Below are 14,620 nucleotides of genomic sequence, written 5' to 3'. Positions count from 1 at the left end.
CAGTTAAGTATAAGGTGAGGGCAAAAGCTCGTATTACTAAAGTAAGGAAAATGGAACAAAACACCATAATTACGGATTACAGACCTTTTAAAACCCTGACCATCGATGGGGGTGGTATCAAAGGACTCTATTCCTCTACCATCCTGGAACACCTGGAACAGCGCTTCGGCCAATGCTCTGAGTACTTCGACATGATATGCGGTACCTCTACCGGAGGGCTGATCGCCCTGGCACTGGCGCTGGGTAAGCCGGCCAGTGAAATCAGCGCCATTTATGAAAAGCAGGGCCGCAAAATATTTCCACCCAGTATTCTGCCTGGATGGCGGAGTTTGTGCCAGGCCATTTGGGGTGGCAAATATTCAGATAAACCGTTAAAGGGGGTTTTGGAAGAATTCTTCGGAACTCATACTGTAGCAGACCTGCAAAACCTGGTCTGCATCCCCTCCTATTCTATAACGGATGCACGTCCCTGGGTCTTCAAACGCGATCATGGCTTGCTGGATCGTGACAATGGCGCTAAACTGGTGGACGTCGCCTTGGCTACATCGGCGGCGCCAACATTTTTCCCACTGTGTGAGATACCCCATTATAACTATAAACAATTTATTGATGGGGGTGTCTGGGCAAATAACCCAGCACTGGTGGGTATCATCGAGGCTTTAACATATTTCGTAGGAAAGGATAAGCCGTTTAACGCCGTCGAGGTGCTTTCTGTCAGCAGCCTGAACAATACTGCAGGAAGATCCCCTGGCCTGGCAAGGCGCCGTTCTTTTCTGCGCTGGGGGGCTGAACTTTTTGAACCATCACTCATCGGGCAAAGCGCTTTCACTGACTATTTTCTTCAAAAACTTTGCGAAATGAATGATATAAAAGTAAAATATATCAGGATCCCTTCTGAACAGATCTCGGCAGAACAGCAACAACTGGTAAAACTGGATGGGGCCAACAAAAAGGCCCTTCGTTTCATCAAAGGTAAGGGTAACGACCGGGGCACGATAGCCAAAAAAGATGCTGCCGTATGCGCCTTTTTTAACAATAAAAAACTCTTTAAACTATAACAACAATGGCAAATTTGCATAAGACTTTCGGCGGTTATAATCAAGTGATACGCCTCTCAGATGAAAAGCGGGAAGAATTGATAGCGTCCCGTAACGAATTACGTGGCCGTATATACCAGCGCCATGAACAGTTTCAACACGTAGAAGATAAACCCTACGAAGAACTGGAGTTTCAGAGCCAGGGCTCATTTGAGACTGACACGATCATCGCCCCTGAAAATGATGATTACGACCTGGATGATGGGGTTTACTTCATTGGCCCTTTGCCTCCTGGAAAAAGGCCGGCTCCGGCAGTATTTCATAAAACGGTGCTGGACGCCATTGGTGACTATGACGCTTCCAAAGAAGTCATTGATAAAGAAACCTGCGTACGGGTCATCGACAAAAAGGGATTTCATATAGATCTGCCGATCTACTACGCCGGTAATAAGGAGTGTCCCGACCTGGCTGTAAAATCAAAAGGATGGATACTCAGCAACCCCGTTGAATTCATCGCCTGGTTTGAAGAAAAGGCCCAATCTGGCTTCCAGAAAAGTTTCATTTATGAAGCGCGGCTGTTCTCTCAGTATGAACGCTGGCTAAGTGATGTTCGCAAAAATGACGTGCAGATCCGTCGTATTGTGCGATATTTAAAAAGCTGGGGCGATCTAAGAAGGGAGGAAATGCCCTGTGGGCTCATAATGACCATATTGGTCGCCAACAACTACTATCCACATGATAGGGACGATATTGCGCTAAAGGAAACGTTGGTATTGATTGAGAGCTCTTTACGTAAGAAGTTTCAGTGTCTGCGGCCTACCTCACCCGTTGGAGAAGACCTGCTGGCCACTTATGAGCATAAGGATGCGTTCATGCGCTACCTGCAGCAGTTCATCGAAAATGCCAAAAAGGCGCTGGCGGAACCCGATCCTCAGACTGCATGTGAGCACTGGCAAAAAAGTCTGGGAAAGCGCTTTAAATGCCAGGAAATTGTAAGGCATAGTGCACCTTACATTAAACCCAGTTCCGGCCTTGTTGCTGGTGTTGGATCCAATAAACCTTACGGAAATATCTATGAATAACGGATATGCGTGTTTTTTAGACCAGTTAGACCAGGCGATTGCGGCTTATCCAACTTTGCGCAAAGTTGGGGTCGATGACCGGGTAGTTTTAGCCGGTTGTCTACCCGTGATTGACCGGGATGGGCGGCTCTGGGAGGAATATGAAGTGGAGATCCACGCCTCTGAACAGTTCCCTCACCGATTTCCTTACCTCTATGAAACAGGTGGAAAAATTCCCCGTATTGGTGACTGGCATGTTAACGAGGATACATTTACCTGTTGTACAACCATACCGGCCGAGGAGATATTACGCTGTAAAAAAGGAATAACGGTTACGGAATATATCGACGAACAGGTGATGCCCTATCTTTTTAATCAGACCCATCGCCGGGTAGAAGGGTATTATGTCAACGGCGAATACGCTCATGGCGTCAAAGGCCTATTGGAATATTACAGCCATGTGCTGGGGACAGATGGTTCACCGGGGGTAACGGTCAGGCAGCTACTGTACATCGCCGAGAATACATGCCCGCCGAGGACCAGTTATTGTTTTTGTGGCAGTGGATTAAAATATAGGCATTGCCACAAAAAAGCGTTTCAAATGCTCCAGGAAGTTGGTGTTGAGATCTTGCGAATGAATGCGCTGATGATCGGCAGGCGATACGGCGTGTTATGAAGCTAAGGCTAGCGTTAACTGACAACTTTTGGAACACCATTGTTCGTTTTTTTTGGTAGCCTTGCCCAGCTGTTGAAATAAACATGCATATAGTCAATAAATTGAAAATAATTGCCTAAACTGTAGTAGAGATTTGATCAGCGCCATGAGGCATACTTTGATCATTACAAACTTCCGTCACCATTGTTCGCCACACCCTGACAGCTGTCTGCAAGTTTGGTGAACTTGCAGAGATATAGGTTATACGTATGGCAAATTATTACGGCCTTTTTCGATCTAGGGTGACACAGATGGCCATAAATAAGCAAAGCACTTTTACTTCTGCTACAACATTCAACAAACCGGTGTAAAAAATGATGACGTGTTATAATTGTAATGTCCCTTTCACTACCGAGAACAGTTCTGAGGAACACATATTGCCGCAAGGAATCGGCGGCAGGCTTACTTCAACGGAACTTTTGTGTAGAAACTGCAATAGTAAATATGGTAGTACGATTGATAAAGATCTTTCAAAGCAATTTGAAAGCTTTGTGGCCCTGCTACGTTTAAAACGACAAAGAAGCAAAGAACTTCCGATACTTAAAAACCTAATTTCACCATCGGGAAAGCTATTTACACTTAAGGACGGCCGTTTTCCCGAACCCGTTCATTCCCCCGTAACAAAAACCGCCAATGGTTACTCTATCAATGCGAGAAACGAGGAAGAATTTCAAGCTATTCTGAAAGGATTTAAGAAGAAATATCCTGGGTCCGATTTTATGGAAATGGAAAATAAGGTAGAAAGATCATCCAGTTATATGGAGGAGCCAATTCAAATTCAAATGAATGTGGGAGGAGATTCACTGTTAAAAGCAGTAGGAAAAATTGCATTGAACTATTATTTATCCAAACATGGAGACAGAAAGTATGTTACTCCGTTATTGGACTTTATCAATGGCAACCTGAATAATGATGAGTATGTCCATCACCACCTGATAGAACCATCGATAAGTTGGAATCCACGTGAAGTGTCCCATACTATATGTTTACAGGGCAATCCAGACACACATACACTGGTGGCATACATCATTCTCTTCAGCAGCGCATCTTATATTGTAAATTTATCGGAAACTTATGCAGGCCCTAGCTGTAGCTATACTTATTGTTATGATGTAATGACGCACCAGGAAGTTGACAAAGAAGTATCGTTTTTCTATCCTGGCCGAACCGCATACAAAACAGCCATATTGACCACTAAGGTGAAGGATGAAATGGCCCAAGCAATACGATCGTCGCTAAAGTCGGCTACTTCACGAATCCTGGGTCTGGTGGAATTATTTCAGTATGAAGATAAAATCGAAGAGACAGGAGTGGAAGCGATCATCGAGGTATTGGGACCAAATTTCGATGAAGAAGAAATATCTAACGAATCGGTAAACAAGATTTTGGCAGTTTTTAACCAAAAGATTGGACCGTTTCTAATCCATTTTTTCAACAAGCACAAAAAATTATCGAATAGATCAAGCCAGTGACATTATTTGTTTTATTCAATATTAGATCTTATGCTTTTTCAAGAGACAAACATTACTAGTAATCAAAAAATACAAATTCCGTTAACTAATCATTAACGAACTTAAGAAGTATTTTTTGTATTATGCATACGAATCGCCACATTTTACACTAAGGGTTTGGCTTATATCTACTAAGGGGGAATTAATCAGCATCAAAATAACCAACTATCCGATCATCTGGACAATTCAATAAACGCCTAAGCTACAAGCAGCTGGGAAAATTGTGTTGCCTACTATTACTTTCTCGACACCAATATCACAGCATTGCCATACCCGCTCATGTATGGCACCTAAACATTTATGCAGATAAGCAACACCAAATGATGGTTTCAACACTATTAGTTTGGCCCCGTTTGCCTATCGCAACGCTTTTGTGCTGATCGTGCGAGACGGCCTTTTATTTATGGCTTCCACGGTACCGCCTTTGAGCAAAAGTGTAAGAAAAAGTACGCTACAGAAATTACAAACCGGATTTTAAAGGCATTGCATCGTAAATGGACTTCCACTCAGGAACATCCCCACCGAAGACAACCGCGATTATTCACATCACATAAACCTTACGTATGAACAAGATCAGACTTACGGTAACTGCTGCTGCAGCATGGATCGGTATGGCTAGCGCCATCGCAGCCAATGTCAGACATGGTTCCTCAGAAATCGTGCATGATTGGATAGATTGGAACAACCAAACTATCATTGTGAATGCCACCCAGGAAGAAGCACAATATCTATGCACGTCGGCGTCAACTGTGTGCCTACGGGCCAAAGACAATGTCTTTATATATACCACGGGAAATTTACCCTGGTAATAGCAGCAAATAGGTAGCTGGTTGGCGTTAAGGGTAACCCGAATTCTGTTTCAAAGCAGGATTGAGGACAATTTGTGCTCTGGGAATGGGCCATAGGCTGTAGTCAGACTTCCAGTTGGTCTTCGCCTGGCGCATGATGTTGTTAATATGTCCGGACCGTTTGAGGTCAAACCAACGGTGGCCACCCTCTGCAAACAGTTCAACCTGTCTTTCTCGTGCGATCAGATCAGCCAAAACGCCCTCGTTCGAGCCGGGTGCCGCCGGACTAATGAGAGACAGGCCAGCCCTTTTTCGCACCACATTCAGATCTTCAATTGCACCGGCCATTTCCCCAAGGGCCATTCGGCTTTCCGCCCTTATCAGGTAGATCTCCGACAGGCGAAATAGTGTTGTGTATTCACCGGCTTTAAAACCGACAGAAAAATCAGGCCGTTGCTTATACTTATGCGGGAAATAGTAAGTTCTACCACTGGCAGTACGGGTACCGACCCATGCATTTTTTCGTTTATCCCCCGATTCAAACAATGCCAACAGGGAAGAAGAGAGCTCAAAGGTGGGGCGTACATTTCCGATAGGGATCAGTAGAAAGCCTTCCATAGTGCTATATCCCGTCATGGTCGGAAATACTTGAAGGATCGCTTCCTGACTTTCTGCCCGAAACACGTTTTCAACAGTGCCCAAACGGTAAAGGCCACTGTTGATCAGTGCCGTGGCTTCCCGCTCCGCCATCGCCCACTCTTTTCTGTAGAGATAACACCTGGCAAGTAACGCAACGGCGCTCCATCTATTAGCCCGGACCCTACCGGCTGATGGATAGTCACTGGAAAGCAGGTCTTTGGCAATGCCCAGGTCATTGAGTATAGTCTGCCATACAACATCTTTACTGGCCCTGGGTAAGGTACTGGTTACCGTATAATCTGTCCCGGTTATAAGTGGTACATCACCGAAGAGCTGTACCAGATGAAAATACAGGAGGGCACGCAAGAACCTGCATTCGCCAATTAAGGGGTTTTTCACGGCAGGTGGTAAAGCACTGGTGGTCTCCAGCCCTTGAAGGCATCTATTGACGTGATGGATCAATTCATAGGGGGATGTCCAGAACCACTTTTCCAATAGATCATTACTGGGATCAATAACGCCATTGAAATATTCCCGTGTGGAAAGTGCTGTGCCGGTATACACCAATTCATCGCTGCATATCCCGGCATAGACGGTGGTATACCCCCATATCATATTACCGGTTCTGGACATCTCAGCATAAATACCGGTTACGCTACGGGTGGCAGTATCGGCATTTTGGAATGCCTGATCGCCGGTTATCCTGTCCCTTGGCCTGTCGACGTCCAGAAAATCTGAACAACTGTTTACCAGGCCGGCGACCAGCATAAGAAGGGGTAAGCACCTGGTTTTTGATAATACACTCATTTATCTACTTATTAAGCAAGTCTTTGAAAGTAATTTGAACGCTTGCCGCTACCGTTCTAAGTGTTGGCAGCGCAAACAGATTAGCCGTTTCCGGGTCTGTGGCGTCGTAACCGGTAAAAGTGAACAGGTTTCGTGCTTTGAGCGAAGCTTTGATGCGGCTGATCCCAATACGGGACAGTTGGTTACCCGTGAATGTATAGGCAACGTAGGCATTTCTAACTTTTAGGTAACTGCCATCGGCGTATCCATGGGTGGAAGCTATAATCAGGTGCCTGTCTTTATGGACGTCACTGGTCCGCCTGCTGGAAGCCTGGGCAAAGGAAACGACGTCACCTGGACGGCGCCAATGATCATCGACCATACTCGGATGATTAGTCGGAAGCCCCAACAGCAGATCGCCCATTACCGCATTGTAAAAATAACTGGGCACGGTTTGTTTTTTGAACTCTCCCAATAGGCTGCATTCAAACTTGCCCCAGTTGATCTGCAGTGAAATGCCACCAAAATAAACCGGGTCAAGATGACCACTGTAGCGCCTATCATTATCATCAATTCCGGCACGGCCGTCTATGTCTACCAACGTATGCAGGCCGGTGGTGGGATCCACCCCGCCGTACTGAAATACGTTCAAGGAAGTGACTGACTTATTGATTAATAAATCTTTGGCGTAAGCGGTCCGTTCCAAACCATTAAAGCGGATCAACCGGTTCCTGGGCAATGAGAGATTCAGGCTGGTACTTATTTGCAACGAAGAACGCTTCAACAAATTACCACTCATTGTGATTTCCCAACCCTGATTGCCAATCACGGCATCCAAATTTTTAAGCACGCTGCGTGCGCCAGCCTGGGCTGGAAGGTCAAACCGAACGAGTTGTTTATCACTTCGGTTTAGGTAGTAATCAATACCAAGCAACCACGCCCCTCTTTTAAATTGCAGGTCCAGTGAAACATCAAATTTGCGACACCGTTCCCAGGAATACTCCGGATTATAAAGCGATTCAGGAGCAAAGCCGGATATTCCCTGAAAAGGTTCCCCCCGGGAGCGGCGCCAGGTATCCAGGTATTGGTAATCTCCGATCTGGTCATTACCGGTCACCCCGTAGCTGGCTCTGATTTTCCCGTATTCAATTGTGGACTTCAGCGGCTTCAGGAAGGGCTCTTCCATAAAATTCCAGGCGATGCCAACGGCGCCAAAATGGCCAAAACGGTTTTCCGGACTGAAACGGCTACTGCCATCCATGCGATAGGTGAGCGTCATCAGATACTTATTGAATACGTTATAATTGGCCTGTCCGAAGAAAGAGCCATATTTATAATCACTTCCTCCCTGTATGGAGTCAGTGAAGTGGGAGGCCGCGTCTATTGAACCCAGCAGCGCATCACTGGTATACCCCTGCCCTACGTATCTCAATGATCTATTGCGCGCGTATTGAAATGAGCTGCCAACGATCAGTTTGAGGTGTTCTGTCTGGTATTCCGCCATTGGTTCTATAATAAAACTTTCAAACCGGTTGGTCGCAAAGGTGGAGGTACCCATTAAAGTATCAGCACCTGCCTGATCCTGCGCAGCAATAGGCTGCTGAAGGTTTTCGCCCGCGAAAATGCTGCTATAACCAAGACGCGCCTTCAGGGCTACTTTTCTGGCGACCGCAAACCGTGACGTCAAATTTAACATCGCATTATCTGTGGCAATATGATAGGCCTTTTTTGGGTCTGCTTCAGGATGTTGTCCTTGCTCACCGCTATAGTCAAAATTCAGGCTTCCGTCAGGTCTATATCGTGATAGGTTGGATCTGGTAAACATGGGCCTTAAAGAAGCGTCATATGATTTTATCTTGTCAGTTGCCATATAAAAAGATCCTCCAATTTGCAACTTATCCCCCCTTGATCCATATTGAACCGAAGAATGAACGGACATTAATGTATGGGTCATATCATCGGAAAAGGGTGTTGATTCGTCGCTATACCCTATACCAATACGGGCTTGCGTCTTTGGTGTTCCCGCCGACACAGCGACATGCGCACTATTCTGGACAGCTGTATTGCCGATGAGTATCTGTTGCCAATCCGTGTTGGTTAAAGTATCTATCATATCGGGGGCATAACCATCGTCACTAGGATCAGTACTGGACGCTATCTTGTCATTAATGAGCCCTTCGCGCCGCAATGCGATGTATTGTGGGGTCTTCAACATTTTATACCTGAATGTGGGCACGCTATAACCTTTCATCAATTCGGCTACCATTTTAATACCGTTGCCAATGGCAGCGGATTTTGTCGTGATGTCAATCACCCCATTAGCGCCCCTGCTTCCATAGATCGCAGTAGCCGATGCATCTTTTAATATATGTATAGATTCAATGTCACCCGGATGAATACCGGTAATGGCACCGACACCCCCACCCGTATTTTGAGACACCATAGACGTCAATATATTTAGAGACTGATTATTAGGTGCATAAGGCACTTTATCAACAAGAATAAAGGGGTTGGGCGGATTAAGCAGCGAATTGCGCCCCCTGATCTCAAATTTATAGGCGGCTCCGGGGGCGCCATTCGATTGTGTGACCGATAAGCCGGCCGCTCTTCCCTGGAGGGATGCGGCCAGGTTACCTGTTGGATAACGATCTATATCCGCTGCTTTGACAGTCGAAACGACGTCTGTTGCCAGTCGGCGGGACGTTGGCAGATATCCGGGCACCTGTATTTCATCGAGTGAGTTATCGGACAGTTCTAACCTTACCTTGACGATTTTAGCCGGTGTACATTGCTGTTCGATGGTTTTAAAACCAATACAACTAAAAACCAGTGTCGTCAACGAATCCGCGGCAGGCAAAATAAAATGCCCTGTGGCATCTGCTGTGGTACCCTTTCGGGTTCCCTTTATAGTTATTGTTACCCCTGGCAAAGGTTCATCTTTTACGTCCAGGACTCTGCCCAGAAGTGTTTTACTTTTTATTACCTTTTCTTTTGTATCAGGTGTGGGCTTACCACTTTCCGGTGTTGCCGGAGTAGGCTTCCAGATAGTCACGACCCGATCAATCGATTGCCACTGAAATCCCCATTTATTTTTGAAGTGATCTTCTAAAACTTTTATTAATTGTTCATTAAATACCTGGAGCTTATATCGCTTATTCCAATTCGTGATGGCATTGAACTTGAGAGAACTTTGGGCCTCCAGTTTGCGTAACAAGGGTTTTAGTCGGATACTCTCTTCATCTATAGAAACACGTGTGGTTTCCAGCAGTTTGGTATCCTGTGCATTTACGCCCAGTGATAAAAATAACATCAATAACAGCAAGGGATATATATTGCTGGCATACATTTTCATTTCCATGTGTGGAATAATAAGACCTTTAGTTCTACAATGATTGGTTTACATATAGACAATGCTGTTTGCGAAAGTGAGTAGGCGCTTCAATTTTTTTTTGCTAGTCGTTATTTAAAATCACCTGACAATTGTAGTGAAACAAGGATATTTGTCGCATGTTGGTAGCGCAGACAATGATAAAAATTTGTCGGTACCCTTACTCACTTTTCAAGGTTGCATTGTCTATATCTCGAACTTTTCCCTTAATGCGACCTCATTTACTTTCTATGACTCCTAACAAACAATGTGACTTTAGGGCTAACTTTTATTTAGTCCAGCTTAATTTTTTTTATCAAGCCAAAACACATCTCGTATCAATGACAAGAAAAGAAGAGGAAGTTATTTTAATGGAGGAGTTAAAGAAGGGCAGCCACCAGGCGATGGACAAAATTTACAGACACTGGGGCAAGGACATGTATAAAGCTGCCTATTTTATCGTCGGCAACCAACAGGACGCAGAAGACATAGTACAGGAGGTATTGATAAAAGTCTGGGATGAGCGGGATAAGTTAAATATCATGGATCTACCTTCCTATTTATCAAAAGCTGCCACCAATAGGGCATTAAATCATGTTAAAAAGAAAAACAACGAGTTGTCAAAACACCAAAAAGCGAGTGAGTTTCAGGAAACAGTTCAACTTCCATCTGAGTACCAGGAAGCCGCTGAATCCGAAAAAGCTGCTGATGCGGAGCGGGTTATGAATGCGTTCCAGAAACTATCCAAGCAGCAGGCCATCATACTAAACAAAGTTGTAATTGAAGGACAAAGACACAAAGCAGTTGCACAGTCAATACAATTGAAGATTACAACGGTGAGAAAACATCTTTGGCTGGGTTTATCCAAGATGCGTGAACTTTTAAAAAAGATTTCCTGATTGCTTACTCACTTTTTTATTCCTGATTGTCTTAACTATATAACAATGGAGCACACAAATACCGAAATAAAGGCCCTCATTATTGCTGAAATAGCCGGTACGCTATCAAACGATGATCAACGTCGATTGCGGACCTTGCTGGAAACCTGCCCGCAGGCACCGGCCTTAGTCGCCCTGGTGCAGCAGGAACTTGAAAGGACCGAATCTGAAGAAGAAATAGCAAATAAAATAAAATGGATCATCAAGACAGGCGATGAACGCAGAAGGTATAGAATCCGAAAAAAAGCGAGACGTTCACTGGCTGCTATAACATCGGCCACTGCCCTACTGGTTACGATAGGCATTTTTGCACTAAAATTCATAGAACGGGCAGCGCCACAACCTATAATTGCTGCTACTGAACCCAATATCAGGCCGGCCATTCTGAGAATTGATAATGAAGAGCCGGTAAAACTATTTGGTAACAACCTTCGACAAAACCATCATGGAGCAATAATGGTTGACGGTGAAAATGCACCCAACATATCAATTACACCGAATTCAAAAAAGACGGCCACCATCGAGGTGCCTGCCGGCAAAACATATAATTTAAAATTATCAGATGGAACACTGATCCGTCTTAATTCGGAAACCAGCGTCAGCTTTCCACTCACTTTCGGAACACGTAATACTTCGGGCAGCGCAAATAATTTAGAATTCAACACCGGGCTCCCAATAAATTCCAATTGCTACAGAGAGATCTCCATTAAGGGGGAAGCGTACATAGAGGTGGCCAAAGACCCTTCCATGCCTTTTGTGGTTAATCTCAATAACATCCGTGTGCAGGCATTGGGGACCGCATTTAACGTTAATTCATATGATACTGAACAGCAGCAGGTCTGTCTTATTTCAGGCAAGGTGAAGGTATCAGGTGGCAATAAAAACGTGACGCTGGAGCCAGGTCGAATGGCAACACTTAAAGATCAACATTTGGTGACTGGAACATTCGATCCCCAGGAGGTAAATTGGACCACTGGCGTGATTTTCCTAAACGACGCCAATGAAACCCAGATCGTACAAGCCTTTGCCAGGTATTTTGGTAAAAAGATAGTTTTTGACAGACCATTTCCCGCCGGCGTTAAGGCTCGCCTTGTGCTGGACCGAAACTTACCGGTTAGTACGCTGATAAAGCAAGCAGCTGGTGGCTACACCATCACGGAGGTTGGAAACGTAATTCATCTAAAATAGGTTGGTTAAAATCCTATGGCCCTGCCAGCGGTATAGTGCCTCCTACCCCCGATAGCAAAACAGTCAGTTGTCAATAGGAGCACTTACTGCAGGAAAATAGCTATTCATTTACAAGCTGGTAATTTTTTACCGGCTTTCTATTTTCCTATCACCAAAGGAAAATAAGTGCGCCTACATGTACAATGGTCAATTTACTGGTGAAACTGAAAATCCTTATGATTATGTGTACTTATATCAATATATTTTCTTTCCTCAACTCACGGTCCATGCTTAAAATGATCACCACAGCAGATATATCTTCAGTGCTAAAAAGAAACTCCTCTGTTTGAACGTAATGATTCGGAGCTGAGCATTCCCGAAGAGAATTAAAATCTTCAGACTTTTGCAAAAACAATATTATGCAAAAGACCATTGTTAAAGGAAATGATCATCCTGCAACCAAAGCAGATATGATGAAAGAGATTGTCAGTAGGTATCCTGCGTCTGGCAAAACAGTTGCACAATATTGCGCAGCCAATAAGATCAAGGAGAAGACATTTTACTACTGGCTTCGCAAGTATAGAAAAATCAATACGGCGGTCTTAACCAAGCCTGCCATTTTACCTATCAATATTGACTCGATCAGTATTCAAGGTGAGTATCAGCCGCTGTTTGCTGAACTGATGGGCATAAAGATCTAGCAGCCCGTTCCTGCAAAATATTTACTCACGCTGAAAAATCGTTAATCATTGTTGTCTCTTGCAGGTTATAATTTTTATTTGTATACCCATCATACTGATATGCGGATGGGCATAAATGGATTATCCGCGATTGTGCGGAATATGATGGATCAGGATCCATTGAACCGTGGAGTGAGCTATCTTTTCTTCAATGGCAGACGCACGCAGGTCAAAATGCTGGCTTTTGAAGGTGATGGCCATGCACTATATCATAAAAGATTAGCGCAGGGTACATTTGGGACGCCGGTGTATGATTAGCCATACGATCAGTTAATCTGGACAAGAAGGATGTAGTGCTGATCCTGGAAGGCGTTGAAATCAGGTATAGGAAAAGATATGAGCGAAAAAATGTTGCTGTAACCAAACTATTCTAATATCATCTGCGTTTATACAGCCGCAACCACGACAACAACGCAGTGCGCCCCGAATTAGTAACCTCGATAACAGACGCTTTACAACAAATCTCCACATTGACAGGGGTACACAGGAAATAGAGGAGATCATTAGCATTGTTGCCACTTCTACCGATGTATATCAGGCAAATCAAGAAATAATCAAAGGCAGCCGGAAGAAGAAAAGATACCACGCTCATATTGGAAGAAGAGTGCAGCCATCATGGCTTGAAGTTCAAACTGAGACTATTGATATCAGTATTGATAAAACGGGTCTCAAGCCAATGGGAAGAAAGGTAACTACCTATTAAGATTATCAACCGGGCAAGATCATTAAGGTGCAGCAAGAACACCTGCAATATATCAATGAGCAGAAGAAAATCATCTGTGAGCCTGTAAAACCGCGAATGGTTGAAAAAAGCACTGTGGGGAATAGATTACTTGCTCATTTTCACAGCCGCCGTTTTGGATACGGAGATTCCTATTACCGCCAGCTGAAATTTATCAAAAGCACTACAGGTGTCGACTGTGCAGCATCTACAGTTGACGGGTGGGAAGACATTACCTATAAAAAACTACAACGACTGCTGCGATGCCTGCGAAAGGTGATTATGCAGTCAACATATATCAAGGCTGATGAGACGAAGCTTAAATATTTAAGTGATGTGGGCAAAGGTGAACCCTCTATGGCTGGCTATAGGTGTTCCTCTCCCCAGAGCACAAGTTGGTATTGTTTGAATTTAACGCATCCTGAAACCAACATATACTTGGAGAGGTGCTGAAAGATTTTAACGGGATACTTCAGACCGAAGGTCTGGGATCATACACTGCTGCCTTCAAAAATAATGATCAGGTTACGGTAATGAGTTGCCTGGTACACATCCGTCGTGGTTTTAAGAAGGCTGAAAAATATGATAAAAACCTTGTAGCCCCGGTATTGACATTATTCAATGTCATCTACCGGATAGAAGCTTATGCTGATAGGAATAAATTTAGTCCGGACCAGCGCTTACAACTTCGCCAGAAGTATACTATTCCCTTCCTGGATAAAATTAAATCATGGCTACTTGAACAGAAAGACCAGGAGCATTTACCAGGAACCCCTATTTTTAAAGCAGTCAATTATGCAGTGGGCCAGTGGCCACGTTTAAAAGCATTTACTGAAAATGGATATGTCGCCCCTGACAACAACGGTGTAGAGAGAGTAATCCGTCCTGCTACCATCTTCCGCAAGAACTCAATGTTCGCAGGCAATGAACATGGAGCCGAACGTGTAGCTTTATTTTATTCTCTGAGTGAATCATGTCACCTTAATGACATTGATTCATTTACATACCTCTGCGATGTTTATGATCGTCTGCATGACTGCCCCGCCAATCAGCTTATCAGTTTACTACCGCACAACTGGAAGAAGAAAGAACCCAAGCAAAGGTAATATCTGATTAATTCATCAATGCCGAGAACCGAATCATTACGTTT

General features: G+C 44.3%; 13 protein-coding genes. 11 read left to right on the top strand and 2 right to left on the bottom strand.

Going from position 1 to position 14,620, the window contains the following annotated elements; genetic code table 11:
• Positions 1-50: 50 nt before the first annotated feature.
• The 5 genes from C7475_RS00130 to C7475_RS00110 all read left to right on the top strand — a co-directional run bounded on the left by C7475_RS00130 (position 51) and on the right by C7475_RS00110 (position 5,133).
• The gene (locus tag C7475_RS00130; protein ID WP_146217411.1) at positions 51-1,058 is read left to right on the top strand and encodes a CBASS cGAMP-activated phospholipase; all 1,008 of its coding nucleotides are present in this window, start codon (positions 51-53) and stop codon (positions 1,056-1,058) included.
• A gap of 5 nt (positions 1,059-1,063) precedes the next feature.
• Positions 1,064-2,119, top strand: a complete 1,056-nt coding sequence (locus C7475_RS00125; protein ID WP_110049714.1) for a cyclic GMP-AMP synthase DncV-like nucleotidyltransferase — start codon at positions 1,064-1,066, stop codon at positions 2,117-2,119.
• Positions 2,112-2,774: an SEC-C domain-containing protein gene (locus C7475_RS00120; protein WP_110049712.1), complete on the top strand. Its 663-nt coding sequence runs from the start codon at positions 2,112-2,114 to the stop codon at positions 2,772-2,774. The genes C7475_RS00125 and C7475_RS00120 overlap by 8 nt, the downstream gene beginning before the upstream one ends.
• A 353-nt stretch (positions 2,775-3,127) precedes the next feature.
• Positions 3,128-4,285 carry an HNH endonuclease gene (locus C7475_RS00115; RefSeq protein WP_110049710.1) on the top strand — a complete coding sequence of 386 codons (1,158 nt, stop codon included), beginning with the start codon at positions 3,128-3,130 and terminating at the stop codon, positions 4,283-4,285.
• Positions 4,286-4,887: 602 nt separating this feature from the next.
• Complete coding sequence (locus tag C7475_RS00110) at positions 4,888-5,133, top strand: hypothetical protein (protein WP_110049708.1); 246 nt, start codon at positions 4,888-4,890, stop codon at positions 5,131-5,133.
• A 27-nt stretch (positions 5,134-5,160) separates the two neighbouring features.
• Here C7475_RS00110 and C7475_RS00105 read toward each other — a convergent pair whose 3' ends face one another.
• Together C7475_RS00105 and C7475_RS00100 are read right to left on the bottom strand one after the other, a co-directional pair.
• On the bottom strand, positions 5,161-6,519 hold the full coding sequence (locus C7475_RS00105; RefSeq protein WP_158286367.1) for a RagB/SusD family nutrient uptake outer membrane protein: 1,359 nt from the start codon (positions 6,517-6,519) through the stop codon (positions 5,161-5,163).
• A gap of 43 nt (positions 6,520-6,562) precedes the next feature.
• Positions 6,563-9,895: a SusC/RagA family TonB-linked outer membrane protein gene (locus C7475_RS00100; protein ID WP_110049704.1), complete on the bottom strand. Its 3,333-nt coding sequence runs from the start codon at positions 9,893-9,895 to the stop codon at positions 6,563-6,565.
• Between the two features lie 350 nt (positions 9,896-10,245).
• Here C7475_RS00100 and C7475_RS00095 point away from each other — a divergent pair, with 350 nt between their 5' ends.
• The 6 genes from C7475_RS00095 (at position 10,246) to C7475_RS33395 (ending at position 14,576) form a co-directional block, all read left to right on the top strand.
• On the top strand, positions 10,246-10,803 hold the full coding sequence (locus tag C7475_RS00095; RefSeq protein ID WP_158286366.1) for an RNA polymerase sigma factor: 558 nt from the start codon (positions 10,246-10,248) through the stop codon (positions 10,801-10,803).
• A gap of 45 nt (positions 10,804-10,848) precedes the next feature.
• A complete protein-coding gene (locus tag C7475_RS00090) occupies positions 10,849-12,030 on the top strand; it encodes a FecR family protein (RefSeq protein ID WP_110049700.1) in 1,182 nt (393 codons plus the stop codon).
• 398 nt (positions 12,031-12,428) lie between these two features.
• The gene (locus C7475_RS00085; protein WP_110049698.1) at positions 12,429-12,710 is read left to right on the top strand and encodes a helix-turn-helix domain-containing protein; all 282 of its coding nucleotides are present in this window, start codon (positions 12,429-12,431) and stop codon (positions 12,708-12,710) included.
• A 48-nt stretch (positions 12,711-12,758) separates the two neighbouring features.
• Positions 12,759-13,007, top strand: a complete 249-nt coding sequence (tnpB, locus tag C7475_RS00080) for an IS66 family insertion sequence element accessory protein TnpB (RefSeq protein WP_370445401.1) — start codon at positions 12,759-12,761, stop codon at positions 13,005-13,007.
• 541 nt (positions 13,008-13,548) lie between these two features.
• On the top strand, positions 13,549-13,923 hold the full coding sequence (locus C7475_RS33485; protein WP_370445412.1) for a transposase: 375 nt from the start codon (positions 13,549-13,551) through the stop codon (positions 13,921-13,923).
• Complete coding sequence (locus C7475_RS33395) at positions 13,917-14,576, top strand: transposase (protein WP_110049692.1); 660 nt, start codon at positions 13,917-13,919, stop codon at positions 14,574-14,576. The genes C7475_RS33485 and C7475_RS33395 overlap by 7 nt, the downstream gene beginning before the upstream one ends.
• The last annotated feature ends 44 nt before the right edge of the window (positions 14,577-14,620 follow it).

The sequence above is a fragment of the Chitinophaga sp. S165 genome, from assembly GCF_003182155.1.
Classification (GTDB): Bacteria; Bacteroidota; Bacteroidia; order Chitinophagales; family Chitinophagaceae; genus Chitinophaga.
Note: the sequence above shows the minus strand (reverse complement) of the source record. Positions and strands in the feature narration are given on the sequence as shown.

Coding starts and splice junctions, on each gene's coding strand:
- C7475_RS00130 (WP_146217411.1), top strand. CDS start 51: ATGGAACAAAACACCATAATTACGGATTACAGACCTTTTAAAACCCTG.
- C7475_RS00125 (WP_110049714.1), top strand. CDS start 1,064: ATGGCAAATTTGCATAAGACTTTCGGCGGTTATAATCAAGTGATACGC.
- C7475_RS00120 (WP_110049712.1), top strand. CDS start 2,112: ATGAATAACGGATATGCGTGTTTTTTAGACCAGTTAGACCAGGCGATT.
- C7475_RS33485 (WP_370445412.1), top strand. CDS start 13,549: ATGGTTGAAAAAAGCACTGTGGGGAATAGATTACTTGCTCATTTTCAC.
- C7475_RS00105 (WP_158286367.1), bottom strand. CDS start 6,519: ATGCTGGTCGCCGGCCTGGTAAACAGTTGTTCAGATTTTCTGGACGTC.
- C7475_RS00100 (WP_110049704.1), bottom strand. CDS start 9,895: ATGGAAATGAAAATGTATGCCAGCAATATATATCCCTTGCTGTTATTG.
- C7475_RS00115 (WP_110049710.1), top strand. CDS start 3,128: ATGATGACGTGTTATAATTGTAATGTCCCTTTCACTACCGAGAACAGT.
- C7475_RS00095 (WP_158286366.1), top strand. CDS start 10,246: ATGACAAGAAAAGAAGAGGAAGTTATTTTAATGGAGGAGTTAAAGAAG.
- C7475_RS00110 (WP_110049708.1), top strand. CDS start 4,888: ATGAACAAGATCAGACTTACGGTAACTGCTGCTGCAGCATGGATCGGT.
- C7475_RS00085 (WP_110049698.1), top strand. CDS start 12,429: ATGCAAAAGACCATTGTTAAAGGAAATGATCATCCTGCAACCAAAGCA.
- C7475_RS00090 (WP_110049700.1), top strand. CDS start 10,849: ATGGAGCACACAAATACCGAAATAAAGGCCCTCATTATTGCTGAAATA.